This window comes from Pseudomonas sp. S2_F03, from assembly GCF_054668335.1.
In genome coordinates, this window is sequence record NZ_CP162759.1 from 91123 (window position 1) to 114458 (window position 23336).

Sequence of the window (23336 nt, forward strand, 5' to 3'; positions counted from 1 at the left end):
TACGACGGCTCCGTCCGAACGCAGCCTCGCGGTGCTCGGCAGCTGCTACGGACTCAGGCCTGGGCCTTGGCATCCGCCAGTTGCTGCCACAGCGACGGCGCGCCGGCGGCTTTGGCGATGGCTTCCAGTCGTGCCACATGCTGGGCCAGGTCATCTTCGCTGGCGCGGATGATTCGGGCGGGGGTGCGGTCGGCCGGCAAGCGACGGATTTCGGTGGCGGAATTGTCCGCACCTTCACCGGAACCATTACCGTCGGACGCATTACCGGCCAGTGACAGGCTGGTCTGGCCGCCGGTCATGGTCAGGTAGACGTCAGCGAGAATCTCGGAGTCGAGCAAGGCGCCGTGCAGTTCACGGCCAGAGTTATCGACGCCATAACGTTTGCACAAGGCGTCGAGGCTGTTGCGCTGCCCGGGGTGACGTTCCCGGGCCATCATCAGGGTGTCCAGGATCGAGCAGTGTTGCGTGATGTCCGCGCGATCGTGCTGGCCCATCAGGGCGAATTCGTTGTTGATGAAGCCAACGTCGAACGCCGCGTTATGGATGATCAGCTGGGCGCCCTTGATGAATTCGAAGAACTCATCGGCCACTTCAGTGAAACGCGGCTTGCCCACCAGGAATTCGTTGGTGATGCCGTGGACGCCAATGGCGCCTTCGTCACTCTCGCGATCGGGTTGCAGATAAACGTGGAAATGCCGGCCCGTCAGGCGCCGACCGATCAACTCGACACAACCGATTTCGATAATCCGGTGGCCGTCGGTCACCGGCATGCCGGTGGTTTCGGTATCGAGTACAACGGATCTGGTGGCCATCAGTGTTCAGCTCTCAACGGGTCAATCGTGCAAAAGCGGCGATATTAACACGCTCGCGGGATCAGGCGCGCACCGCCAGCTTGATGCTGCGATGCCCTGTGGGAGCCGGGCTTGCCCGCGATGCAGACGCTGCGGACTTTCAGTAAAGCCGCGTCATCGTTCATCGCGGGCAAGCCCGGCTCCCACAGGTGAACGATGGAATCATCAAGCCTGCTTGAACCCGCGCACTTCATCCACGCCACGGTTGGCCAACTGGTCCGCCCGCTCGTTACCGTGGTGACCGATGTGCCCGCGCACCCATTTCCAGGTGACGTTGTGGCGATTGACCTGCTCATCCAGCAACTTCCACAGGTCGGCGTTTTTAACCGGCTCCTTCGCTGCTGTTTTCCAGCCGCGTTTCTTCCAGTTGTCCATCCATTCGTTGATGCCTTTCATCACGTACTGGGAGTCGGTCACCAGCAGCACGTCGCAGGATCGCTTGAGTTCTTCAAGGCCACGGATCGCCCCCATCAGCTCCATGCGGTTGTTGGTGGTGTTGGCCTCGCCGCCCCACAGTTCCTTTTCAACCCCTTTGCACACCAGCAGTGCACCCCAGCCACCAGGACCAGGGTTGCCTTTGCAGGCGCCATCGGTAAAGAGTTCTACGCTATCGCTCATGCCAATCTATCCAGAAAATGCGGTGGCTCGTCGATCAGTGACCGACGATGCCCGAGGCCGGGGATTGACCCGGCCGGGAATATAAAAGGGGATTACGGGTCGATACGGCGTCGATTGACCTTGGCCATCGGCAAAGGAATCAGCTTGCCCATCGGTTCGCGCCGCTCCTGACGAAGTGGACGCAGGCCGACCACGATCTTGCGCGCCACCAACAAATAGAAACCGCCACCCGACAGTTGCCAATCACCGGCCTTGCGTTCCCAACCGGCCAGACGAGCCTGCCAGGCAGGTGACGCAAGCGGCGGACGATAGCACCCGAAGCGGCGTTTCTCCAGCGCGAAACCCAACAGGTTCAACCAGTCGGCAACGCGTGAAGGCGAGATGCAACGCGCCTTGCGCATGGCGTCATGGGCGAACACATGACGCAAGCCCCACGTGCTCCAGGGATTGATCCCGATGATCAGCAAATGCCCGCCGGGCCGCACACTGCTCGCCGCTTCCCGCAGTAACCCGTGGGGTGACAGACAGAAATCCAGGCCATGCTGCAACACCACCACATCGGCGGCGTGCTCGCTCAAGGGCCAGGCCTGTTCTTCACACACGATCTCGACACCGGGCAACGGCGCCCCGAGCCGCACGTTGCGCTGCACCTGGGGTGCCGCCGGCGGGGTCTGGGCCGACGGACCATAATGCACCAGATAGCCGCCAAAGAAGCGCCCCAACTCGTCTTCGAGCATGCGCCGCTCTTCATCCAGCAAAAATTGCCCGATAGGGCCGGACAGCCATTCACGGGCCGCGCTGATCAAGGCCAGCCACTCGGGATCAGCCTGAGCGAACGCTTTATCGGTCATTGCATTCTCCAACGCGCCAGGAAGTTCTAAGATGCGCCATTGTTTTCCGCTTGGCGAATCCGACGATGATACAGATCAGTGCCCTGCCCGCCTTCACCGACAACTACATCTGGTTGTTACAAGACCACCGCACCCAGCGCTGCGCCGTGGTCGATCCGGGCGATGCCGCGCCCGTGCAGGCCTGGCTTGCAGCGCATCCGGGGTGGGTCTTGAGCGATATTCTGATCACTCATCACCATCATGACCACGTCGGCGGCGTCGAGTCGCTGAAAAAGGCGACAGACGCGACAGTCTACGGTCCGGCCAGCGAATCCATCCCGGCCCGGGATGTCGCGCTCAAGGACAACGACAAGGTCAGCGTGCTGGGCTGGGACTTCAATGTTTTCGCCGTGCCCGGTCATACCCTGGGGCACATTGCCTACTACCATCATGGCCTGCTGTTCTGCGGTGATACGCTGTTTGCCGCCGGGTGTGGACGGTTGTTCGAAGGCACGCCCGAACAGATGCACGCCTCGCTGTCACGCCTGGCCGAATTGCCGGAAGACACGCTGGTCTATTGCACTCATGAATACACCCTGAGCAACCTGAAATTTGCGGCAGCTGTCGAACCTGACAATCCGGATACCGCCGAACGCCTGGCCAAAGTCACCCGACAGCGTGAAGCCGGGATCATCACGCTGCCTTCGACGCTGGCCCTGGAAAAGCTCACCAACCCTTTTTACGGTCCGCTGAAACATCTGTTAAAGAAAAAGTGGACGAACGGATCGGCCCCAATAACCGGGCTCCGAGTGCGGTTTTTGCGGCCTTGCGGGCTTGGAAGGATACGTTCTAAGCCGTCATCCTATTGCAATGAAAATTCTGAATGGTTGACCGCAGGGGGTACCCTTTCTAGAATCTCTCGACATTTTTGCCCGGAACTTACTTCCAGCCAATGTCGTCATCTATTCGTAAAGCCATCAATTCAGACGCATTGACCCGCTTGGCTCAAGCCATAGCGGTGGCTGTGTCCGCCACTCTGGCGGGTTGTTCCAGTCATGTGCCGCAGACTGACGCGTCACACACCCCCAATATTGCCGCCCGAGCCAAACAGAAACCCATTTGGCTCAGCGAAAAACCTTCGCCGCAAGTCCCTCAGGATGTCTGGGAGCGCATGCGCCAGGGCTTCCAGTTGCAGGATGGTCTGGGCGTCAACCCGCGCATCGAGCAACAGCGCCTGTGGTTCGCCAGTAACCCTTCCTTCCTCGAAAACGCCGGCGAACGCGGCAGTCTCTACATTCACTACATCATCGAACGCCTTGAAGAACGCAACATGCCGCTTGAACTGGCGCTGTTGCCGGTGATTGAAAGCGCCTACAACCCGATGGCCTACTCCCGGTCCGACGCAGTGGGTCTCTGGCAATTCATCCCGTCTACCGGGCGCTACTACAACCTGCGCCAGACCCGTTTCTACGACGGCCGTCGCGACATCACCGCCTCGACCACAGCGGCACTGGACTACCTGACCCGTCTGCACGACATGTTCAACGGTGACTGGATGCTCGCCCTCGCCGCTTACAATGCCGGTGAAGGCACGGTCAGCCGGGCGATCGAGCGCAATGAAAGGCTCGGCCTGCCGACCGATTACTGGAACCTGCCGTTGCCGTCGGAAACCCAGGCCTACGTGCCAAAACTGCTGGCCTTGTCGCAAGTGGTGCTGGCTCCCGAAGCCTACGGCGTGAACCTCAACCCGATCGCCAACGAACCGTACTTCCAGGTCGTCGAAATCAACCAGCGCATGGACCTGTCCAAGGTTGCCGCGGTGGCCAACATCGACGAAGACGAACTGTTCCAGCTCAACCCGGCCTTCAAGCAGCGCACCACGATCGACGGCCCCCAGCATCTGCTGGTGCCAACGTCCAAAGCGCAGTTGCTGACTACCAGCCTGTCGACCATGCGTCCGGAAGAGTTGATCAGCAAGAAGTCGTTCAAACCGGTCTTCGAAGGCGCCGACGATACTCAAGTCGCCAGCATCAAGCGCGCCTACCGGGTCAAACGCGGCGATAGCCTGGGCTCCATTGCCAAGGCCAACAACGTTGACGTCAAAGACCTGCAGCGCTGGAACAAACTCTCCGGTAAAAATCTCAAGACAGGCCAGACGCTGGTGATGCAGGACACCACCAAACGCAATAGCGGCCGCGTCAACACGGTCATCGCCGCGAACAGCAAAGCCGACAAGAAGAAGCCGCAGACCCAATACAAGGTTCAGCAAGGCGACTCGTTGTACATCGTCGCCAAACGTTTCAATGTCGAGATGCAGCATCTCAAGCGCTGGAACCCGCGCGTCGGCCAGGCGTTGAAGCCTGGACAGATGCTGACGGTGTCTTCACCACGCTAAAAAACAGCCCCTGAAATCAGGGGCTTTTTTTGCCCGAAAAACGAACCAATCTCTTGTAGCAGCCTGCGTCGGCCGGTCCGCGTTCGGGCGCAGCAGTCGTAAATTCAAACGGCGCGGTATGACAGGAAGACTGTGATTGCCGGATTACGATTGCTGCGCAGTCGGACGCAGGCTTCGCCAGCTGTTACAAGGGACCCGTAAGTCCAATTAACCCGGCATTACCCTCTGTCTTTTTCCTGTCGATACAAGCTGTTACTGTACGGCCCACAAAGCCCAAGCCGCCTGGATCGGATCCCTGACTTGAAGCGTCCCCTCCTCCTGCTCCTGATCAGCCTGGCCTTGAGCTCCACCGCAAGCGCGACGATCAGCGAAAGCCACGGTTATGCGCAGTTCGGCACGCTCAAGTACCCGGCCCGATTTACCCACTTCGACTGGGTCAACCCGCAAGCGCCCAAGGGCGGTACATTGCGGGTGATGGCGTTTGGCACCTTCGATACGCTCAATCCTTACACCTTCAAGGGCACGAGCCCGGTGACCACGCCGAATTTCCTGCAATACGGGATCAATGAGCTGAATGAACCGCTAATGGTCGGCACCGGCCAGTACGCACCGTCCGGCGACGAGCCGACTTCCAGTTATGGCCTGATCGCCCAGTCGTTGGAATACACCGAGGACCGCAGTTGGGTGGTGTTCAACCTGCGCCCCGAAGCGCGCTTCCACGATGGTTCGCCAATCACCGCGTACGACGTCGCGTTCTCCTACCGCATGCTGCTCAAGGAAGGTCATCCGCTGTACCGCACCAGCCTTCAGGAAGTGTTGCGCGTCGACATCCTCAACCCGCACCGCGTTCGTTTCGTCTTCAAGCGCGCCGGCAATCCGTTGTTGATCCTGAGGCTGGGCGAATTGCCGGTGATGTCCCGGCACTACTGGAAAGGTCGCGACTTCAAGGCCACTACCTTCGAACCGCCACTGGGCAGCGGGCCGTATCGCATCACCTCGGTAACCCCCGGGCGGCAGATCGTGTTTGAGCGGGTCAAGGATTACTGGGGCAAAGACCTGGCGGTCAATCGCGGCAAGTACAATTTCGATCGTATGGAGGTCGAGTTCTACCGTGACAGCGATGTCGCCTTCGAAGCCTTCAAGGCCGGCGAGTTCGACGTTTACATCGAGCATCAGGCGAAGAACTGGGACAACGGTTACAACTTCCCGGCGGTGCGTCGCGGCGAGGTGATCAAGGTGCAGATCCCGCATCAGATCCCGACCCAGAGCCAAGGCCTGTTCATGAATACCCGACGGCCGACCTTGGCCGAAGTCAAGGTCCGGGAAGCGCTGGGCCTGATGTTTGACTTCGAGTGGACCAACCGAACGCTGTTCAGCGGGGCCTACAAGCGCGCCTTGAGTTATTACCCCAACAGCGAGTTTTCTGCGACCGGGCTGCCCGTTGGTCACGAATGGCTGATGCTCAAGCCGTATCGCGAGCAGTTGCCCGCCAAACTCTTCACCGAGCCGTTCAGCCTGCCGCACACCGACGGCCGCGGCATTCCCCGGGAAACCCTGCGCAAAGCCCTTGGGCTGCTTGCTGAGGCCGGCTGGAAGCTCAATGGCCAGCGCATACAGAACGCCGCTGGCCAACCGCTGCGATTCGAGATCCTGCTGGTCAACCCGAACCTGGAGCGCATCCTCCAGCCCTACGTCGAGAACCTCGCCAGCATGGGTATCGACGCGCGACTTCGCACCGTCGACCGCGCCCAGTACAAACAGCGCCTCGATCAGTTCGATTTCGACATGATTCTGATGACGCTCAACCAGACCCTCAGCCCGGGTCTGGAGCAGTGGCAGTATTTCCACTCCAGCCAGGTCGGAATCAAGGGCAGTAAAAACTATGCCGGTATCGCCAACCCGGTGGTCGATCATTTGCTTGAACAATTGCTCGCCGCTCAAAGCCGCGACGAACAAGTGGCCGTGGGCAAAGCGCTGGACCGCGTATTGCTGTGGCAGCACTACAGTATTCCCAACTGGTACCTCAATTATCACCGCCTGGCCTACCGTAATCGCCTGGCCTTCGTGACCACGCCGCCCTACACCCTGGGCCTGAGCGCGTGGTGGCTGAAATCTTCGGAGAAAGATCAATGAAACCCGTACGCGCCCTGCTGTTGCAGGCCAGCGGTCTGCTGTTCGCCGGGCTGGCCTGCGCCGCACCGCAACATGCCGTGACCCTTTACAACGAGCCGCCGAAGTACCCGGCCGACTTTAAATATTTCGACTACGTGAACCCGGATGCGCCCAAGGGCGGGATCTTCCGTCAGGCCGGTTTCGGTGGCTTCGACAGTCTCAACCCGTTTATCAGCAAGGGCGTTCCGGCCGACGACATCGGCATCATCTATGACACCCTCGCCAAACAAGGGCTGGACGAGCCGTTCACCGAATATGGACTGGTGGCCGGCAAGATCGAGAAAGCCCCGGATAACAGCTGGGTGCGTTTCTACCTGCGCCCCGAAGCGCGCTTCCACGACGGCCACCCGATCCGCGCCGAAGACGTGGTGTTCAGCTTCCAGATGCTGACCAAGGACGGCGCGCCGCTCTATCGCGGTTACTACAACGACGTTGCGGAAGCGGTCGCCGAAGACCCGCTGACTGTGCTGTTCAAGTTCAAACACTCCAACAACCGCGAGCTGCCCTTGATTCTCGGCCAGTTGCCGGTGCTCCCGAAACATTGGTGGGCGGACCGCGATTTCAACAAGGGCAACCTCGAAATGCCATTGGGCAGCGGCCCGTACAAAGTCAGCGAGGTGAAGGCCGGGCGCTCCATTCGCTATGAGCGGGTCAAGGATTACTGGGGCAAGGACTTGCCGGTCAATCGCGGGTTCTACAACTTCGACGTGATGCTCACCGAGTACTACCGCGACAACACCGTCGCGCTCGAAGCGCTCAAGGCCGGGCAGTTCGATTACTGGCTGGAAATGACCGCGAAGAACTGGGCCAACGCCTACAACGTCCCGGCCGTCACCGAGGGCCGGCTGATCAAGGAACAAATCCCCAACGGCAACCCCACCGGCATGCAGGGTTTTGTGTTCAACCTGCGCCGCCCACTGTTCCAGGATGTACGCGTGCGCAAGGCCCTGGCGCTGCTGCTGGACTTTGAATGGACCAACAAGCAGTTGTTCAACAGCGCCTATGCGCGCACCCGCAGCTATTTCGAAAACTCGGAAATGGCCGCCACCGGCCTGCCGGATGCCGACCAACTGGCAATCCTCGATCCGTTTCGCAGCCAGATCCCCGCACAAAGTGTTCAACGAAGCCTTTGAGAACCCGAAGACGGATGGCAGCGGCATGATTCGCGATCACCAGCGCGAAGCCTATCAACTGCTTCAAGAGGCCGGTTGGCGGATCGTCGATGACAAAATGGTCGATGCCACGGGCAAACCGGTGAAAATCGAATTCCTGCTGGCCCAGACCGAGTTCGAGCGTGTGCTGCTGCCGTTCAAGCGCAATTTGAGCGATCTGGGGATCGACCTGGTCATCCGCCGGGTCGACGTCTCGCAATACATCAACCGCGTGCGCTCACGCGACTTCGACATGATCGTCGGCAGCTTCCCGCAGTCCGGTTCTCCGGGTAATGAACAGCGTGAATTCTGGATGTCGGCCGCCGCCGACAAACCCGGCAGTCGCAATTCGATGGGCCTCAAAGACCCGGTGGTGGACCAGTTGGTCGAGCAACTGATCAACGCCGATTCGCGCAAAAGCCTGGTGGCCCATGCCCGCGCACTGGACCGCGTCCTGCAATGGGGTTATTACGTGATCCCCAACTGGCATATCAAGACGTGGCGCGCGGCGTACTGGAACCACATCGGTCATCCAAAAATTTCACCCAAGTACGACATCGGCATCAACACCTGGTGGATCAAGCCGGATGCGAAACCGGCAATAGAAGTCGAAATCAAACTGCAAGCCGACCCTGTGGGCACGGAGTAATCAGATGCTGGCGTATATTTTTCGGCGACTGCTGCTGATCATTCCGACCTTGTTCGGCATTTTGCTGATCAACTTCGTGATCATCCAGGCCGCGCCCGGCGGCCCGGTAGAGCAGATGATCGCCAAGCTCGAAGGCTTCGAAGGCGCCACCAGCCGCATCGCCGGTGGCGGTGCCGAAGTGTCGGTGGCCGGTTCCGCCTATCGCGGCGCCCAAGGCCTGGACCCGGCGCTGGTCAAGGAAATCGAGCACATGTACGGCTTCGACAAGTCGGCGCCGGAACGCTTGTGGATCATGGTCAAGAACTACGCCTCGCTGGATTTCGGCGACAGCTTCTTTCGCGACGCCAAGGTCATCGACCTGATCAAGGAAAAGATGCCGGTGTCGATCTCGCTCGGCTTATGGAGCACGCTGATCATGTACCTGGTGTCGATCCCGCTGGGGATCGCCAAGGCCACCCGGCATGGCAGCCACTTCGACGTCTGGACCAGTTCGGCGATCATCGTCGGCTACGCAATCCCGGCCTTCCTGTTTGCGATCCTGCTGATCGTAGTGTTCGCCGGCGGCAGCTATTTTGACTGGTTCCCGTTGCGCGGGCTGACGTCGAACAATTTCGATGAGCTGAGCATGGGCGGCAAGGTCCTCGATTACTTCTGGCACCTGGCGCTCCCCGTCACGGCGCTGGTGATCGGCAACTTCGCGACCATGACCCTGCTGACCAAAAACAGCTTTCTCGATGAAATCAACAAGCAGTACGTGGTCACCGCCAAAGCCAAAGGCCTGACCCGTCATCGCGTGCTCTACGGCCATGTGTTCCGCAATGCGATGTTGCTGGTGATCGCGGGGTTCCCGTCGGCCTTCATCGGCATCTTCTTTACCGGCTCGTTGCTGGTGGAAGTGATTTTCTCCCTCGACGGCCTCGGTTTGATGAGCTTTGAAGCCGCGATCAACCGCGATTACCCGGTGGTGTTCGGCACGCTGTTTATCTTCACCTTGCTGGGCCTGGTGGTGAAACTCATCGGCGACCTCACCTACACCTTTGTCGATCCGCGCATCGACTTCGAAAGCCGGGAGCATTGAGATGAACCTGTCCCCGCTCAATCGACGACGTTACGAACTGTTCAAGGCCAACAAGCGCGGCTGGTGGTCGCTGTGGCTGTTTCTGCTGCTGTTTGGCCTGAGCCTTGGCGCCGAACTGATTGCCAACGACAAACCGCTGGCGGTGCATTACGACAACAGTTGGTACTTCCCGGCGCTCAAGCGCTACCCGGAAACCACGTTCGGCGGCGAATTCCCGCTGGAAGCCAACTACAAGAGCCCGTACATCCGCGAACTGCTCAAGGCCAAGGACGCCTGGGTGCTGTGGGCGCCGATTCCGTTCAGCTATCAAAGCATCAACTACGACCTGAAGGTCCCGGCCCCGGCACCGCCGTCGGCGGATAACCTGTTTGGCACGGATGACCAGGGTCGGGACGTGCTGGCGCGGGTGATTTACGGCTTCCGGATTTCGGTGTTGTTCGCCCTCACCCTGACCATTTTCAGCTCGATTATTGGCGTGATCGCCGGGGCCTTGCAGGGCTTTTACGGCGGCTGGGTGGATCTGGCCGGGCAGCGTTTCCTGGAGATCTGGTCCGGGCTGCCGGTGCTGTACCTGCTGATCATCCTCGCCAGCTTCGTACAGCCGAATTTCTGGTGGCTGCTGGGGATCATGCTGCTGTTTTCATGGATGAGCCTGGTGGACGTGGTGCGCGCCGAGTTCCTGCGTGGCCGCAACCTTGAATACGTGCGCGCGGCGCGGGCGCTGGGCATGCAGAACGGTGCGATCATGTTCCGCCATATCCTGCCCAACGCCATGGTCTCGACCATGACGTTCATGCCGTTCATCCTGACCGGCGCCATCGGCACCCTGACGGCGCTCGATTTCCTCGGTTTCGGCCTGCCGGCAGGCAGCCCGTCACTGGGCGAACTGGTGGCCCAGGGCAAATCCAACCTGCAAGCGCCGTGGCTGGGCATCAGCGCGTTCGCGGTGCTGGCGCTGATGTTGAGTTTGCTGGTGTTTATCGGCGAGTCCGCTCGCGATGCCTTCGACCCGAGGAAGTGAAATGAATCAGGACAATCTGATCGAAGTGCGCGACCTGGCCGTCGAGTTCGGTATCGGCGAACGGGTACAGCGCGTGGTCGAAGGCGTTGGCTTTGATATCAAGCGTGGCGAAACCCTGGCGCTGGTCGGTGAAAGCGGTTCCGGTAAATCGGTCACCGCCCACTCGATCCTGAGACTGCTGCCCTACCCGCTCGCCCGGCATCCATCCGGGACCATCGAGTACGCTGGCAAAAACCTGCTGAACATGGGCGAAAAGTCCATCCGCCATATCCGTGGCAACCGGATCGCGATGATCTTCCAGGAGCCGATGACCTCGCTCAACCCGTTGCACTCCATCGAAAAGCAGATCAATGAAGTGCTGGGCATTCACAAAGGCCTGACTGGCAAAGTGGCGACCAAACGCACCCTGGAACTGCTGGAGATGGTCGGCATCCCCGAACCGCATAAACGCCTCAAGGCCCTGCCCCACGAATTGTCCGGCGGCCAGCGCCAGCGGATCATGATCGCCATGGCCCTGGCCAACGAGCCGGAACTGCTGATCGCCGACGAGCCGACCACCGCACTGGACGTGACCGTTCAGCTGAAAATCCTCGAATTGCTCAAGGAATTACAGGCCCGATTGGGCATGGCGCTGCTGCTGATCAGCCATGATTTGAACCTTGTGCGAAGAATTGCGCATCGCGTATGTGTCATGCAGCGCGGTTGCATCGTCGAACAGGCATCGTGCGAAGAATTGTTCCGCGCGCCGCAGCATCCGTACACTCGGTTACTGCTGGCAGCGGAGCCCAGCGGCACGCCGGCGACCAATATAATCGGGCCGCCATTGCTGCAAGTCGAGGACCTGAAAGTCTGGTTCCCGATCAAGAAAGGCTTGCTGAAAAAGACCGTCGACCACATCAAGGCAGTGGACGGGATCAATTTCAGCTTGCCGCAGGGGCAGACCCTGGGGATTGTCGGTGAAAGCGGTTCGGGCAAGTCGACGCTCGGTCTGGCGATTTTGCGGCTGATCGGCAGCAAAGGCGCCATCCGTTTTGAAGGCCAGCAGCTAGACTGCCTGACGCAGCAACAGGTCAGGCCGCTGCGCCGCGAGATGCAGGTGGTGTTCCAGGACCCGTTTGGTAGCCTGAGCCCACGGATGTGCGTGAGCCAGATCGTCGGCGAAGGTCTGCGGATCCACAAGATGGGCACCGAGGCGCAACAGGAACAAGCGATTATTGAAGCGCTCAAGGAGGTAGGTCTGGACCCGGAAACCCGGCACCGCTACCCCCACGAATTTTCCGGCGGGCAACGGCAGAGAATCGCCATTGCCCGGGCATTAGTGTTAAAACCGGCGTTGATTTTGCTGGACGAGCCGACCTCGGCCCTCGACCGCACCGTACAACGCCAAGTGGTGGAGCTGCTGCGTTCACTGCAAACCAAGTACAACCTGACGTATTTGTTTATCAGCCATGACCTGGCTGTCGTTAAAGCGCTGAGCCACCAGCTGATGGTGGTCAAGCATGGCCAAGTGGTCGAACAGGAGACGCGCAAAGTATCTTTGCCGCCCCCCAACATCCGTATACACAGCAGTTGCTGGAAGCCGCTTTTTTGGCACCAGCCACTGCGCAATAACCTGAAAGAGGAGCAACACATGGGTTTTCTCGCCGGTAAGCGCGTACTGATCGTCGGTGTCGCCAGCAAGCTGTCCATCGCATCCGGCATCGCTGCCGCCATGCATCGCGAGGGCGCTGAGCTTGCCTTCACTTATCAGAACGACAAGCTGAAAGGTCGTGTCGAAGAATTCGCACAAGGCTGGGGCTCGAGCCCTGAACTGTGCTTCCCGTGCGACGTGGCCAGCGATGAAGAAATCGCCAAGGTCTTCGAAGCACTGAGCAAGAAGTGGGACGGCCTGGACTGCATCGTGCACTCCGTTGGCTTCGCCCCGGGCGACCAACTGGACGGCGACTTCACCGAAGCCACCACCCGCGAAGGTTTCCGCATCGCTCACGACATCAGTGCCTACAGCTTCGTGGCCCTGGCCAAGGCCGGTCGCGAAATGATGAAGGGCCGCAATGGCAGCCTGCTGACCCTGTCGTACCTGGGCGCCGAGCGCACCATGCCGAACTACAACGTAATGGGCATGGCCAAGGCTTCGCTGGAAGCTGGCGTGCGTTACCTGGCCGGCTCCCTGGGCCCGGACGGCACCCGCGTCAACTGCGTATCGGCTGGCCCGATCCGCACCCTCGCCGCTTCCGGCATCAAGAACTTCCGCAAGATGCTGGCCGCCAACGAAGCGCAAACCCCGCTGCGTCGCAACGTCACCATCGACGAAGTCGGCAACGCCGGCGCCTTCCTGTGCTCGGACCTGGCGTCCGGCATCAGCGGCGAGATCATGTACGTTGACGGTGGCTTCAACACCACTGCAATGGGTAGCCTCGAAGAGTAATCTTCGGCTAGCCGATAAAAAACCCGCCTGCCCCGGCGGGTTTTTTTATGCCTGGGATTTCAGGGTTGATGAATCCCCTGTGGGAGCGGGCTTGCCCGCGAAGGCGGACTCACGATCAAAATGGATGCCAACTGACACACTGCTATCGCGGGCAAGCCCGCTCCCACAGGGGTTATGTGTTTAGTCGTTAGTGAGGCAATCGGCAAACAACTGCTGAATCGGCTGCATCCGCTGGCTGTAACGCTGCAACAACACCATTTCCCGATAGAACGTCAGTTCGCCCAACCCGGATGATCCGGACCTTCGCCCCATACTCAAGCCACAGCCCCGCCTCCGGCAGCAGCGATACGCCCAGCCCGCACTCGACCATTTTCACGATCGCTTCCAGCTCATCCAGTTCCAGCGCCACTTGCACGTCAATCTGCTGTTCGCGCAAAAACCGCGTCACCAGGCGACCGCCGAACGAGTTACGGTCATAGCGCACGTGAGGATGGTTCGCGAGGATCTGCAACGGGTCATCGCCCTCCAGCGCCGTCGGCACGATCAACACAAACGGCTCCCGGCGAATGACCTGCGCCGACAGTTCCTTGGGCAGCTCAAACGGCGGCTTGATCAGAATGGCCAAATCCACTTCACCGGTGTCCACCTGACTCAACAGATTCAACGACACACCCGGCACCAGTTTCGGCTCCAAAAGCGGCGCTTGCTGGCGCAATCGCAACAGTGCCTGGGGCAACAATCCAGTCTGGGCGGTGGCCACCGCACCGATTTTCAACTCACCGCGAAACTCGCTCACATCATCACTGACCGCCATGCGGTTGAACGTGTCCAGCATCTCCTTAGCCATCGGCAATGCCCGTTGCCCGGCGGCATTGAGAATCGCCTGACGACCGGTACGGTCGAACAAACGGATACCCAACGCCTGCTCAAGATTGCGCATTTGCGCGCTGACCGCTGATTGCGTGAGGCCAATGTGCATGCCGGCCGCCGCAAAAGTGCCGTAACGCGTGACGGCAATAAAGGTTTTCAATTCCCGCAGCATGGCAGTCTCGATTGATCGAAATAATTTGAGCTCGACGCAAAAACTATCGTCTTTCAATGAAAAAGCACAGCGCTAAACTGCCTCAACTCCTGACTATCTGAGGCCTGTGCGATGCAACTGTCCCCTTTCACTTGGCGATTCCAGTGTATGACCTGAGCGCTGCGCGCTCTTTCTACGGCGAAGTGTTTGGTCTGGAAGAAGGTCGCTCCAGCGATCATTGGGTCGATTTCAACTTTTTCGGCCATCAATTGGTGATTCACCTTGCGCCGAAAAACGCCTCTCAGGAAGCGGCGCACACCAACGCCGTGGACGGCCATAACGTGCCGGTTCCGCATTTCGGCGTGGTGTTGAGCATGGGTGAATGGGAGGCGCTGGCGCAGCGTTTGACGGCGTTGGACACGCAGTTCGTGATCGAACCCGGCATTCGCTTTCAGGGCCTGGTGGGCGAGCAAGCGACGATGTTTTTGTTCGACCCATGCGGCAATGCGCTGGAATTCAAGGCATTCAAGGACCTGAGTCAGTTGTTTGCCAAGTGAATACGTCACGCCTCGGCCAGCAGCCCTTCGATTGAGCCGTGACGCAGGGCGTCGTATTCGATCTGGCCGATACTGAAACGCATGTCGTTGGCGCGATGGGCCGCGGCATTGCGCTCGGCAAGGATTTCTTCAAGACGGGCCTCGATCGCTTCCCTGTCGACCGCGCCTGAACCGGTGAGCAACGCAGCAAACTTATCGCTGCCGAGGCGACCGATCACATCGCTTTCGCGGAAGGCAATGCGCAGCACATCAGCGAAGATTTTCAGCGCTTTATCGCTCGCGGCCCGGCCATACAGGTAGTGGGTGCGTTTGAAGTCATCAAGGTTGAACAGCAACAACGTGGCCGGTTTCTCCAGTTGTTGGCAAGCGTCCAGCCCTTGTTGGGCCAGCGCGGTAAACCCGTGGCGATTGGGGAGCAAGGTCAGCTCGTCCATGCTCGCCATCTGCACGCCCGTCAGCTCTTGCTCGGCCTTGCGGGCCAGGTCACGCAGCCATTCGCGTTCTTGTTGCGGCGAGGCGTACGGGAACGGCGCCAGCACCTGGCTTGACCGGTTTGCCTGGAATTAGCATGACTCACTCCGTTGGCGGGTATGGTCTTTAGAGTCGGCCATACCAGCATTGACTCCCCGTTACGGACCGCCGGTCAACTGCCCACCAGCGGACACGGCCCTCCAGCCTCCGCCCACAGTTTGAACTGTGTGACGAAAATATCGTGAGGCACCGGCACCGGCGGCCTCCCCACTCCCGGATTCCAGCCCCAAAGCACCAGTTTGTCTTCGCTGACATGTTTAATCAGTGCCGTAAAATCACGGTCGCCATTGCTCGCGCGATCCTTGATCAATGCGCAGAGCCTGTCGGCCGGCAGCCCGATCCAGGCCATTTTGTGCACGGCGGGCGGCAGGCTCCAGTGCGGCGCCCCCGGTGGCGTATGCGGCCCGTAACTGGCGGGCGCATTGGTTTCGGCATGACAGGTCGCACAGGGCAACCCGGCAGCGCCTTTACCATCCATCCCGCGCACCACATTCATCGCGTGAGGCGTACCCGCATCGAACTGCAATGGGGAATCCCCAGGGATATGACAATTCTGGCAGCGGGGGCTCTGGAAGACTTTTTGCACGGTATCGAACGCCTGCAAGGCCTCGCGGTCATCGGCGAACACGTGCGATGCGTAGGCTACGAGACAGATAAGGATCGCCGTCCCAAGCAACCAATGATGTCGTTTCATCTCACACCCCCGACAACTGCAACGGCAATTCCCGCAGACGCTGCCCGGTCAGGGCAAACACCGCGTTGGCCACAGCCGGTGCAACGGGCGGAACACCGGTCTCGCCGATGCCGCCAGAGCGTTCAGGTGCTCGGCACGATATGCACTTCGACCACCGGCATTTCGTTGAGCCGCAGCACCTGATAGTCGTGGAAATTGGACTGCACCACTTGCCCGTTCTTGAGCGTGAGTTTGCTGTGCAAGGCGAAGCTCAGGCCGAAGGTGACGCAGGATTCCATTTGCGCCGCGATGCTCATCGGGTTGACGGCAATCCCGCAGTCCACCGCGCACACCACGCGGTGGACCCGGATGGCCAGGTTGTCCTGAGACACCTCGGCGACGTGTGCAACGTAACTGCCGAAAGATTCATGCACCGCCACGCCCAGTGCGTGGCCGTCCGGCAGTGGCGCCTTCCAGTTGGCTTTCTCGACCGCCAGGTTCAGCACCCCCAAGTGCCGCGGGTGGTTTTCAGCAAGGTCCGTCGGTATTCCACCGGGTCCTTGCCCGCTGCGTCGGCCAGTTCATCGATCAATGACTCCATGACGAACCCCGTGTGGGTGTGCCCGACCGACCGTAGCCGCAAGACGCTGATTCCGGTTTTCGGCGAGTGCAAATCAACCTGATGATTGGCCAGGTCTTCGATATACGGGCTGTCGGCGACACCTTCGACCGAGGTTTTGTCGATGCCGTCCTTGACCATGGTGGCTTCAAGCAGGGTGTCGGCCATGATCGATTGCCCGACCATCGCGTGTTTCCAGGCGATCGGCATGCCGTCGGCATCCAGCCCGATTTTTGCCTGATGCAGGAACATCGAACGGTAGTAACCGCCGCGAATGTCATCCTCGCGCGCCCACACGGTTTTCACCGGTGCGCCTGCGGCTTTCGCGACCTGCACCGCTTCGGCGACAAAATCCGAGGTCGGATTGGCCCGACGCCCGAAGCCGCCACCGAGGAACTCGGTATGAATCTCAACTTGTTCGGGTTTGAGCCCGGTAATTTTGCCGGCGATCATTTGGTCCAGCGTCTGAAACTGCGTGCCGGTCCAGATCTCGCATTTGTCCTTGGTTATTTTCACCGTGCAATTGAGCGGTTCCATCGGCGCATGGGCCAGGTACGGCACGCTGTATTCGGCGTCGACAGACTTGACCGCTTTGCTCAATGCCGCGTTGGCATCGCCGGCCTTGCTGGCTGAAATACCGGGCGTGGCCGCCAGTTTACGGAAGCTTTCCAGCAGCTTCTGGCTGTCGAGCCCCGTGTTCGGCCCCGGGTTCCAGTCGATCTTCAGTGCGTCGCGCCCCAGCTTTGCAGCCCAGTAGTGATCGGCAATCACCGCGACGCCCGTGGGCACTTGCACCACTTTATGCACGCCGGGCACCGCCAGCGCTTCGGCGCCTTCAAAGGATTTGACGCTCCCGCCGAAGTACGGCGAACGCGCAACCATGGCCGTCATCAAGCCGTCGAACTGCACGTCCATGCCGAACTTGGCGCGGCCGGTGATTTTTTCCGGCGTGTCCAGGCGCTTGGTGGGTTTGCCGATGACCTTCCAGTCCTTGGCTTCCTTGAACTTGATCGAGGCAGGGTCCGGCACTGGCAACTTGCCGGCGTCATCGGCCAGTTCGCCGTAGGTTGCTTGCTGATCGCCGGCAAAGACCACACCGGACTCGGTACGGATTTGCGAGAGGCGCGACGTCGAAGCGCTTGGCCGCCGCTTCAACCAGCATCAGGCGGGCTGCTGCGCCGGCCTGCCGATAGCGGTCGAACTCCATCCACGTCGAGGTCGATCCGCCGGTGATTTGCATGCCACCGAAAGCGGGCATCCCGTACTCGGCCGCAGAGGCCGGTGAGTGTTCGACGCGGATTTTCGACCAATCAGCGTCCAGTTCTTCGGCGATCAACATGGTCAGGCCGGTCCAGATACCCTGGCCCATTTCCGAGTGACCCAGCAGCACCGTGACGCTGTTGTCGTTGCCGATCCGCAAAAAGGCATTGGGCGCAAATACATCGCCTTGATTCTCCGCACCCAAGGCAAAACGATGGGCACCGGGGATGACAAACGCCACCACCAGACCACCGCCCAACAGGGCACTACCCTTGAGAAAACCGCGACGTGAACTAACCAGAATGCTGTTCATTGTTCGGACTCCCCTAGCCTGGCATCAACCTATCTCGGCGGCGCGCTTGACTGCTGCGCGGATCCTTGGGTACGTGCCGCAACGGCAGATATTGCCGGAGAGCGCCTGATCGATGTCGCTGTCAGTGGGTTGGGGGATCTTCGCCAGCAATGCAGCGGCGGACATGATCTGCCCGGACTGGCAGTACCCGCACTGGACCACATCAAGCTCGGCCCACGCTTGCTGAACCGGGTGCGAACCGTCGGTGGACAGGCCTTCGATGGTGAGGATTTTCTGCCCATGGGCCACGGCGGTGGCGGGTGTGATGCAGGAGCGCAACGGCGCACCATCGACGTGCACGGTACAAGCGCCGCACTGGGCCATTCCACAGCCGAATTTGGTGCCGGTCAGGTGCGCGACATCACGCAGGACCCAGAGCAGCGGCATGTCCGCGGGGACATCCAGTTCCTGATCCTGACCATTGATGTTGAGGGTCAACATGGTGAAGTTCCTCAGACTCACAGTGTCCTGAAGGGCGTCGCTGTGACGGTCGACTGTCTACGCGCGCCTTTGGGTTATCCCTTCAGCTAAGCGCAAATTGCCGGGCGAGACCGGTTCATCGACCACCGGTCACGCCAACAAGACTGCATCCATAGGTTATGTAGCAGCTGCCGAGCCCGCGAGGTTGCGTCCGGCGACGCAGTCGTCGTAAATACCGCGAATGCGGCTTTACTGTCACACCGCAGCGGCTGATTTAACGACGACTTCGTCGCCGAACGCAGCCTCGCGGGCTCGGCAGCTGCTACGGGGGTTTAGAAGTCAGTGGACACCGACACTTCACGCCATGCCTGCAGCTCTGCAGCAACAAAGGTGTTTTTGGCTTCAATCGCCGCCACACAATCACTGCCCAGCGGCAGGCGTAGCGGCGCATTTTGTGATTCCACCAAGGTGATCATGGTCTGCGCGAGTTTGTCTGGATCACCCGGCTGATTGAGGGTCACAGCCTTGGCGATTTGGCGCACCTGACCCGCCGTGCCGTCGTAGTCGCCAATCGAGGACGGGGATTCGACCAATGAATTACCTTCGAGGAACTCAGTACGGAAGTAGCCGGGCTCCACCACGGTCACTTTGATGCCCAGCGGCGCCAACTCGGCATGCAACGCCTCGCTCAAGCCTTCGACGGCAAATTTGGTCGAGCAATACACGCCGAAACCCGGCCCCGACGCGTAGCCACCCACGGACGAGAGATTGATCACATGCCCGTTGCGAGCGGCGCGCATGTGGGGCAGAACGGCACGGGTGACATTCAACAGGCCGAACACATTGGTTTCGTACAGGCGCCGGACTTCATCGGCACTGGCTTCCTCGACCGCTCCGAGCAAGCCGTAACCGGCGTTGTTGACCAGCACGTCAATGCGCCCGAAGTGTTCAATGGCGGTATTGGCGACGGCAATGCCTTGCGCCTCATCGGTGACATCCAGGGTAACCGCCAGTAAACCGGGTTGATCGCCGAAGCGTTGAATGACGGTCTTCGCGTCACGGGCGGTGGCAACGACCGCATCGCCATTGGCCAGTGCGGCGGCCGTGATCCTGGCGCCAATACCGCGCGAAGCACCCGTGATAAGCCAGACACGTTTGAAAGAGTGGGAAGTGGTCATGGTTGAATCCTCGTGATCATTGGGGGGTGAACACAAGGTACGCAGACCGATTGGTTTGAAAAATGGCCTCGTGCTACAAGCACTATGAAACTGTCTTTCATAATGGCGCTGACAATGAACCAGGATCCTTTTGACGGTTTGACCGAGTTTCTGGCGGTCGCCGAGCACAAGAGCTTCACCGTCGCGGCCTCTCGCCTGGCGGTGACGCCTACGGCAGTCAGCCATGCGATCAAGCTGTTGGAACGTCGTACCGGTGTGCTGTTGTTTCAGCGCACCACACGCCGGGTCGCCTTGACCGAGGCCGGTGCCAGTCTGTTTGCTCGCTTGCGTCCGGCGGCCAGCGAGATCGATGAAGCGCTGGCGATGCTCGGCGGTTTCCGCGATCAACCGATGGGCACGCTGCGCATCACCGCGCCACGGTTGTCCGGCGCTTTATTGATCGAGCCGCTGATTCCGCTGTTTCGCCAGGCGTATCCGCAAGTCAGCCTCGATATCTCTCTGGACGATGCCACCGTCGACTTGATGACCGGCGGTTTCGACGCCGGGATCCGGCTCGGTGAGTCCATAGAGAAAGACATGATCGCCGTGCGCCTGACATCGGATTTGCAGTGGTCGGTGGTGGGCTCGCCGGCCTACTTCGCCAAGGCTGGAAAACCGCTCAGCCCCGAAGACCTGACCGGACATGAATGCATCGGCTTTCGCTTCTCGACCTCCGGCAGCGCTCACCGCTGGGAGTTTCGCCGTAACGAACGAGATTTTACGGTAGGCGTCGAGGGCGGGTTGACGGTCAATGATCGCCGGCTGCTGATCTCTGCCGCCCGCAATGGCCAGGGATTGGCGTATGCCTGCGATCTGGAGATCATCGACGAATTGGCGACGGGTCAGTTGGAGCGCGTGCTGCAACCGTTTGTCCCTCTGAGCACGGCCTTGTACCTGTACTTTCCGAGCCGTACACAGACACAGCCAAAACTGCGCGCCTTCATCGATCTGGCCACCCGGTGGATCGCCGACCAGCGCTTCCTCAACCGCTAGTTCCGGGCTTTCCAGCCGGCCTCAAACCACCGCAGGAGTCAGGCCTTTACTCAACCGATATTGGGCCAGCAGGCGCATGACGTAGCCAATCTTGAGGAACGTAGGCCCGATGATGGTCATGGCATGCATCGACACCAGCAGCACAATCGACATCGGACCGGCGTACAGATAGGCGCCGTAGATACCGGCAAACAGCATAGTCAGGCCGGCACCCAGCACTTTGCTCGACAGGTGCAGAACGTTCAGCGGGTTATTGAAAAAATCGAACATTTTGTCGTACTCCCGAATCAGATCAGTTGTACGTAGGACTATCAAGTCTCGTGCCAGGCAGCGACCCGTTTAAAATCAATAACTTGAAAATAGACGAGTCATATCGACCACAGCACAAATTAGTCGATATGACCATGACCCAAGTCAATATGACTTCATTTTTTCACCCAATTATCGATCTACGGTCCAACCGATTGGCGACAGGCTGACTACGCTGATAGTCCAGCATGAGTAACCCGTAGAGGAGCGCCACCATGCATCGCGTGCAAAAACTGACTCCGTGCCTCTGGTTCGACACTCAGGCCGAAGAGGCGGCGAAGTATTACTGTTCGATCTTCGATCATTCAAAAATCACCGGCACCACCCATTACGGCAAGGCCGGCCAGGAGGTTCACGGCATGCCCGAAGGGTGGGTGCTGACGGTCAGCTTCGAGCTCGACGGGCAACCTTTTACCGGCCTCAATGGCGGCCCGCATTTCAAGTTCAATGAAGCGGTATCCTTCCAGGTCAATTGCCAGACCCAGGAGGAAATCGACTATTACTGGGGCGAGCTCTCCAACGGCGGCGACTCACAGGCCCAGCAGTGTGGCTGGCTCAAGGACAAATTCGGCCTGTCCTGGCAAATCGTGCCGATTCCGTTCATGGAGATGCTGAATAATCCGGACACGACCAAGTCCCAGCGCGCCATGCAGGCCATGATGCAGATGAAAAAACTCGACATTGCCGAGCTGCAACGAGCCTTTGACGGCGAGAGCTAATACACTCCAGGGCTGACCTGTCGAGGACGCCGAAGATGAAGCACGCTGCTGCCAAAAACGCCGACAAAGCCCCGCGCTTCTGGCGTGATGAAGCCCTGCCCTTCATCGAGGCCCGCGCGATCGCCGACGGCCGCGAAGTCTGCTACACCCGACACGCCCACGAGCATTTTTCCATCGGTGCGATTACCGCCGGGTGCAGCACCTATCACCATGAACAATCAGCGTTTCAGGTCAGCGCCGGTACCGTGGTGCTGATGAATCCCCATGACGTGCACGCCTGCAATCCAATCGACGATCAGCCATGGTCGTACCTGATGCTGTATGTCGAGACGCCGTGGCTGACCGATTTGCAGCATCAGCTCGGCTTCAACCAGGACTCGGCGTTCCGGCGGTTTTCCACCACCCATACCCGCGATCCACAGCTGTTTGTCGGCCTGCAAAAGCTCTACCAAATATTGGTCGATCCCGAACAGGATGTGCTGCGAAAACACAGTGCGGCGGTGGAGTTTTTTACCGATGTGCAACAGCGACTCGAACCGCTCGACCTCCCGTTGCGCGAACCCAATTTCAAGCTGGAACGGGCCGCCGACTACATCCGCGACAACTGCACGCACCTGCTCAAGCTTGAAGACATCTGCGAAGCGGCTCAGCTGTCACCGTCCTACTTGATCCGCGCCTTCAAACAGCATTACGGCATGACGCCCCACGCGTTCCTGGTCAACCGGCGTATCCAGTTCGCCCGGGATCAATTGCGTAACGGCAAGTTGATCGCCGATGTCGCGCTGGAAGCGGGGTTTGCTGATCAGGCGCATTTTCAGCGGGCATTCAAACAGCACCTGGCCGCGACGCCGGGACAGTATCGCGGCTGATCAGGGCAGTAACAGATACACCGCACACACGGCCAACAGCACCGCCATGGTCCGATTGAACAGGCGCATGCCCGCCGGGTTGCTCAAGTAGCCACGCAGAAATGTCCCGGCGTACACCCAGCAACCCACCGACACATAACAGATCACCAGATACACCGCCGCAAACTGCCACACCAACCGCGCCTCACCGTCCGCGACGAAGGCGCCCATCCCAGCCACACACGCCAGCCACGCCTTGGGGTTGAGCCATTGCATGACTGCGCCGTACAGCATCGACGGCGCCCGGCCCGTCACGTTGGCATCGAGCCGGCCATCGTCCGCCGCCAGTTTCCAGGCCATGAACAACAAAAACGCCACGCCCGCCAGTTGCACCACCCGCGTCAGCGCCGGCCACAACCGCAAGACCTCATGCAACCCCAGCCCCATCAGCACCAGCAACAAAACGAACCCCAGCGTTGCCCCGGCGACATGCCGTTGACTGGCGCGAAAGCCGTACTGCGCGCCCGAACTCAACGCCACAATGTTCACCGGCCCCGGCGTTATCGACGCGACCAGGGCAAACGTTGCCATGGAGATAATCAGACTCATCGCACACCTTCTTCAATT

Annotated in this window: 17 protein-coding genes and 6 pseudogenes; 12 read left to right on the forward strand and 11 right to left on the reverse strand. The window is 59.8% G+C overall.

Annotated elements, in window-relative coordinates; translation table 11 throughout:
- Positions 1-53: 53 nt before the first annotated feature.
- The 3 genes from dnaQ to AB4N76_RS00420 form a co-directional block, all read right to left on the reverse strand.
- Positions 54-812: a DNA polymerase III subunit epsilon gene (gene dnaQ / locus AB4N76_RS00410; RefSeq protein ID WP_046032117.1), complete on the reverse strand. Its 759-nt coding sequence runs from the start codon at positions 810-812 to the stop codon at positions 54-56.
- 204 nt (positions 813-1016) lie between these two features.
- Positions 1017-1469, reverse strand: a complete 453-nt coding sequence (gene rnhA / locus AB4N76_RS00415; protein WP_007944583.1) for a ribonuclease HI — start codon at positions 1467-1469, stop codon at positions 1017-1019.
- A gap of 92 nt (positions 1470-1561) precedes the next feature.
- On the reverse strand, positions 1562-2320 hold the full coding sequence (locus tag AB4N76_RS00420; RefSeq protein ID WP_046032116.1) for a methyltransferase domain-containing protein: 759 nt from the start codon (positions 2318-2320) through the stop codon (positions 1562-1564).
- A gap of 65 nt (positions 2321-2385) precedes the next feature.
- Between AB4N76_RS00420 and gloB the strand changes: the two are divergent.
- The 8 genes and pseudogenes from gloB to fabI all read left to right on the forward strand — a co-directional run bounded on the left by gloB (position 2386) and on the right by fabI (position 13190).
- A pseudogene (gloB, locus tag AB4N76_RS00425) lies at positions 2386-3152 on the forward strand (hydroxyacylglutathione hydrolase).
- A 99-nt stretch (positions 3153-3251) separates the two neighbouring features.
- Entirely contained in the window at positions 3252-4694 is a 1443-nt protein-coding gene (locus tag AB4N76_RS00430; RefSeq protein ID WP_077432067.1) for a transglycosylase SLT domain-containing protein, read from the forward strand.
- A gap of 318 nt (positions 4695-5012) precedes the next feature.
- On the forward strand, positions 5013-6827 hold the full coding sequence (locus AB4N76_RS00435; protein ID WP_371916740.1) for an extracellular solute-binding protein: 1815 nt from the start codon (positions 5013-5015) through the stop codon (positions 6825-6827).
- A pseudogene (locus AB4N76_RS00440) lies at positions 6824-8666 on the forward strand (extracellular solute-binding protein). The gene AB4N76_RS00435 and the pseudogene AB4N76_RS00440 overlap by 4 nt, the downstream one beginning before the upstream one ends.
- Positions 8667-8670: 4 nt before the next feature.
- Positions 8671-9744, forward strand: a complete 1074-nt coding sequence (locus tag AB4N76_RS00445; RefSeq protein WP_046032111.1) for a microcin C ABC transporter permease YejB — start codon at positions 8671-8673, stop codon at positions 9742-9744.
- Between the two features lies 1 nt (position 9745).
- A complete protein-coding gene (locus AB4N76_RS00450) occupies positions 9746-10765 on the forward strand; it encodes an ABC transporter permease (RefSeq protein WP_046032110.1) in 1020 nt (339 codons plus the stop codon).
- Position 10766: 1 nt separating this feature from the next.
- Positions 10767-12376, forward strand: a pseudogene (locus AB4N76_RS00455) (ABC transporter ATP-binding protein).
- Between the two features lie 19 nt (positions 12377-12395).
- Entirely contained in the window at positions 12396-13190 is a 795-nt protein-coding gene (fabI, locus tag AB4N76_RS00460; RefSeq protein WP_046032108.1) for an enoyl-ACP reductase FabI, read from the forward strand.
- Positions 13191-13370: 180 nt separating this feature from the next.
- Here fabI and AB4N76_RS00465 read toward each other — a convergent pair.
- A pseudogene (locus tag AB4N76_RS00465) lies at positions 13371-14232 on the reverse strand (LysR family transcriptional regulator).
- A gap of 104 nt (positions 14233-14336) precedes the next feature.
- On the opposite strand from AB4N76_RS00465, the gene AB4N76_RS00470 reads away from it, so the two are divergent.
- The gene (locus tag AB4N76_RS00470; RefSeq protein ID WP_460164657.1) at positions 14337-14768 is read left to right on the forward strand and encodes a VOC family protein; all 432 of its coding nucleotides are present in this window, start codon (positions 14337-14339) and stop codon (positions 14766-14768) included.
- A gap of 5 nt (positions 14769-14773) precedes the next feature.
- On the opposite strand, the pseudogene AB4N76_RS00475 reads toward AB4N76_RS00470, so the two are convergent.
- The 5 genes and pseudogenes from AB4N76_RS00475 to AB4N76_RS00495 form a co-directional block, all read right to left on the reverse strand.
- Positions 14774-15338: pseudogene (locus AB4N76_RS00475) on the reverse strand (GGDEF domain-containing protein).
- Between the two features lie 73 nt (positions 15339-15411).
- Positions 15412-15993: a hypothetical protein gene (locus tag AB4N76_RS00480; RefSeq protein WP_046032104.1), complete on the reverse strand. Its 582-nt coding sequence runs from the start codon at positions 15991-15993 to the stop codon at positions 15412-15414.
- Position 15994: 1 nt separating this feature from the next.
- Positions 15995-18164, reverse strand: a pseudogene (locus tag AB4N76_RS00485) (xanthine dehydrogenase family protein molybdopterin-binding subunit).
- Positions 18165-18188: 24 nt separating this feature from the next.
- Positions 18189-18644 carry a (2Fe-2S)-binding protein gene (locus AB4N76_RS00490; protein ID WP_046032102.1) on the reverse strand — a complete coding sequence of 152 codons (456 nt, stop codon included), beginning with the start codon at positions 18642-18644 and terminating at the stop codon, positions 18189-18191.
- A gap of 311 nt (positions 18645-18955) precedes the next feature.
- Positions 18956-19801 (reverse strand): oxidoreductase, encoded by an 846-nt coding sequence (locus AB4N76_RS00495; RefSeq protein ID WP_077432062.1) that lies wholly within the window; start codon positions 19799-19801, stop codon positions 18956-18958.
- A gap of 114 nt (positions 19802-19915) precedes the next feature.
- On the opposite strand from AB4N76_RS00495, the gene AB4N76_RS00500 reads away from it, so the two are divergent.
- On the forward strand, positions 19916-20833 hold the full coding sequence (locus AB4N76_RS00500; RefSeq protein WP_046032100.1) for a LysR family transcriptional regulator: 918 nt from the start codon (positions 19916-19918) through the stop codon (positions 20831-20833).
- A gap of 21 nt (positions 20834-20854) precedes the next feature.
- On the opposite strand, the gene AB4N76_RS00505 is transcribed toward AB4N76_RS00500, so the two are convergent.
- Entirely contained in the window at positions 20855-21103 is a 249-nt protein-coding gene (locus AB4N76_RS00505; protein ID WP_046032099.1) for a hypothetical protein, read from the reverse strand.
- 254 nt (positions 21104-21357) lie between these two features.
- Here AB4N76_RS00505 and AB4N76_RS00510 point away from each other — a divergent pair, with 254 nt between their 5' ends.
- Positions 21358-21861, forward strand: a complete 504-nt coding sequence (locus AB4N76_RS00510; RefSeq protein ID WP_223523579.1) for a VOC family protein — start codon at positions 21358-21360, stop codon at positions 21859-21861.
- Positions 21862-21896: 35 nt separating this feature from the next.
- Positions 21897-22730 carry an AraC family transcriptional regulator gene (locus AB4N76_RS00515; protein WP_046032097.1) on the forward strand — a complete coding sequence of 278 codons (834 nt, stop codon included), beginning with the start codon at positions 21897-21899 and terminating at the stop codon, positions 22728-22730.
- Here the strand turns inward: AB4N76_RS00515 and AB4N76_RS00520 are convergent, their stop codons facing one another.
- Positions 22731-23318, reverse strand: coding sequence for a LysE family translocator (locus AB4N76_RS00520; protein WP_046032096.1), 588 nt, complete (start codon positions 23316-23318; stop codon positions 22731-22733). It abuts the gene before it with no gap.
- Positions 23319-23336: the final 18 nt, after the last annotated feature.

Coding starts and splice junctions, on each gene's coding strand:
- dnaQ (WP_046032117.1), bottom strand. CDS start 812: ATGGCCACCAGATCCGTTGTACTCGATACCGAAACCACCGGCATGCCG.
- rnhA (WP_007944583.1), bottom strand. CDS start 1,469: ATGAGCGATAGCGTAGAACTCTTTACCGATGGCGCCTGCAAAGGCAAC.
- AB4N76_RS00420 (WP_046032116.1), bottom strand. CDS start 2,320: ATGACCGATAAAGCGTTCGCTCAGGCTGATCCCGAGTGGCTGGCCTTG.
- AB4N76_RS00430 (WP_077432067.1), top strand. CDS start 3,252: ATGTCGTCATCTATTCGTAAAGCCATCAATTCAGACGCATTGACCCGC.
- AB4N76_RS00445 (WP_046032111.1), top strand. CDS start 8,671: ATGCTGGCGTATATTTTTCGGCGACTGCTGCTGATCATTCCGACCTTG.
- AB4N76_RS00450 (WP_046032110.1), top strand. CDS start 9,746: ATGAACCTGTCCCCGCTCAATCGACGACGTTACGAACTGTTCAAGGCC.
- fabI (WP_046032108.1), top strand. CDS start 12,396: ATGGGTTTTCTCGCCGGTAAGCGCGTACTGATCGTCGGTGTCGCCAGC.
- AB4N76_RS00480 (WP_046032104.1), bottom strand. CDS start 15,993: ATGAAACGACATCATTGGTTGCTTGGGACGGCGATCCTTATCTGTCTC.
- AB4N76_RS00490 (WP_046032102.1), bottom strand. CDS start 18,644: ATGTTGACCCTCAACATCAATGGTCAGGATCAGGAACTGGATGTCCCC.
- AB4N76_RS00495 (WP_077432062.1), bottom strand. CDS start 19,801: ATGACCACTTCCCACTCTTTCAAACGTGTCTGGCTTATCACGGGTGCT.
- AB4N76_RS00500 (WP_046032100.1), top strand. CDS start 19,916: ATGAACCAGGATCCTTTTGACGGTTTGACCGAGTTTCTGGCGGTCGCC.
- AB4N76_RS00505 (WP_046032099.1), bottom strand. CDS start 21,103: ATGTTCGATTTTTTCAATAACCCGCTGAACGTTCTGCACCTGTCGAGC.
- AB4N76_RS00510 (WP_223523579.1), top strand. CDS start 21,358: ATGCATCGCGTGCAAAAACTGACTCCGTGCCTCTGGTTCGACACTCAG.
- AB4N76_RS00515 (WP_046032097.1), top strand. CDS start 21,897: ATGAAGCACGCTGCTGCCAAAAACGCCGACAAAGCCCCGCGCTTCTGG.
- AB4N76_RS00520 (WP_046032096.1), bottom strand. CDS start 23,318: ATGAGTCTGATTATCTCCATGGCAACGTTTGCCCTGGTCGCGTCGATA.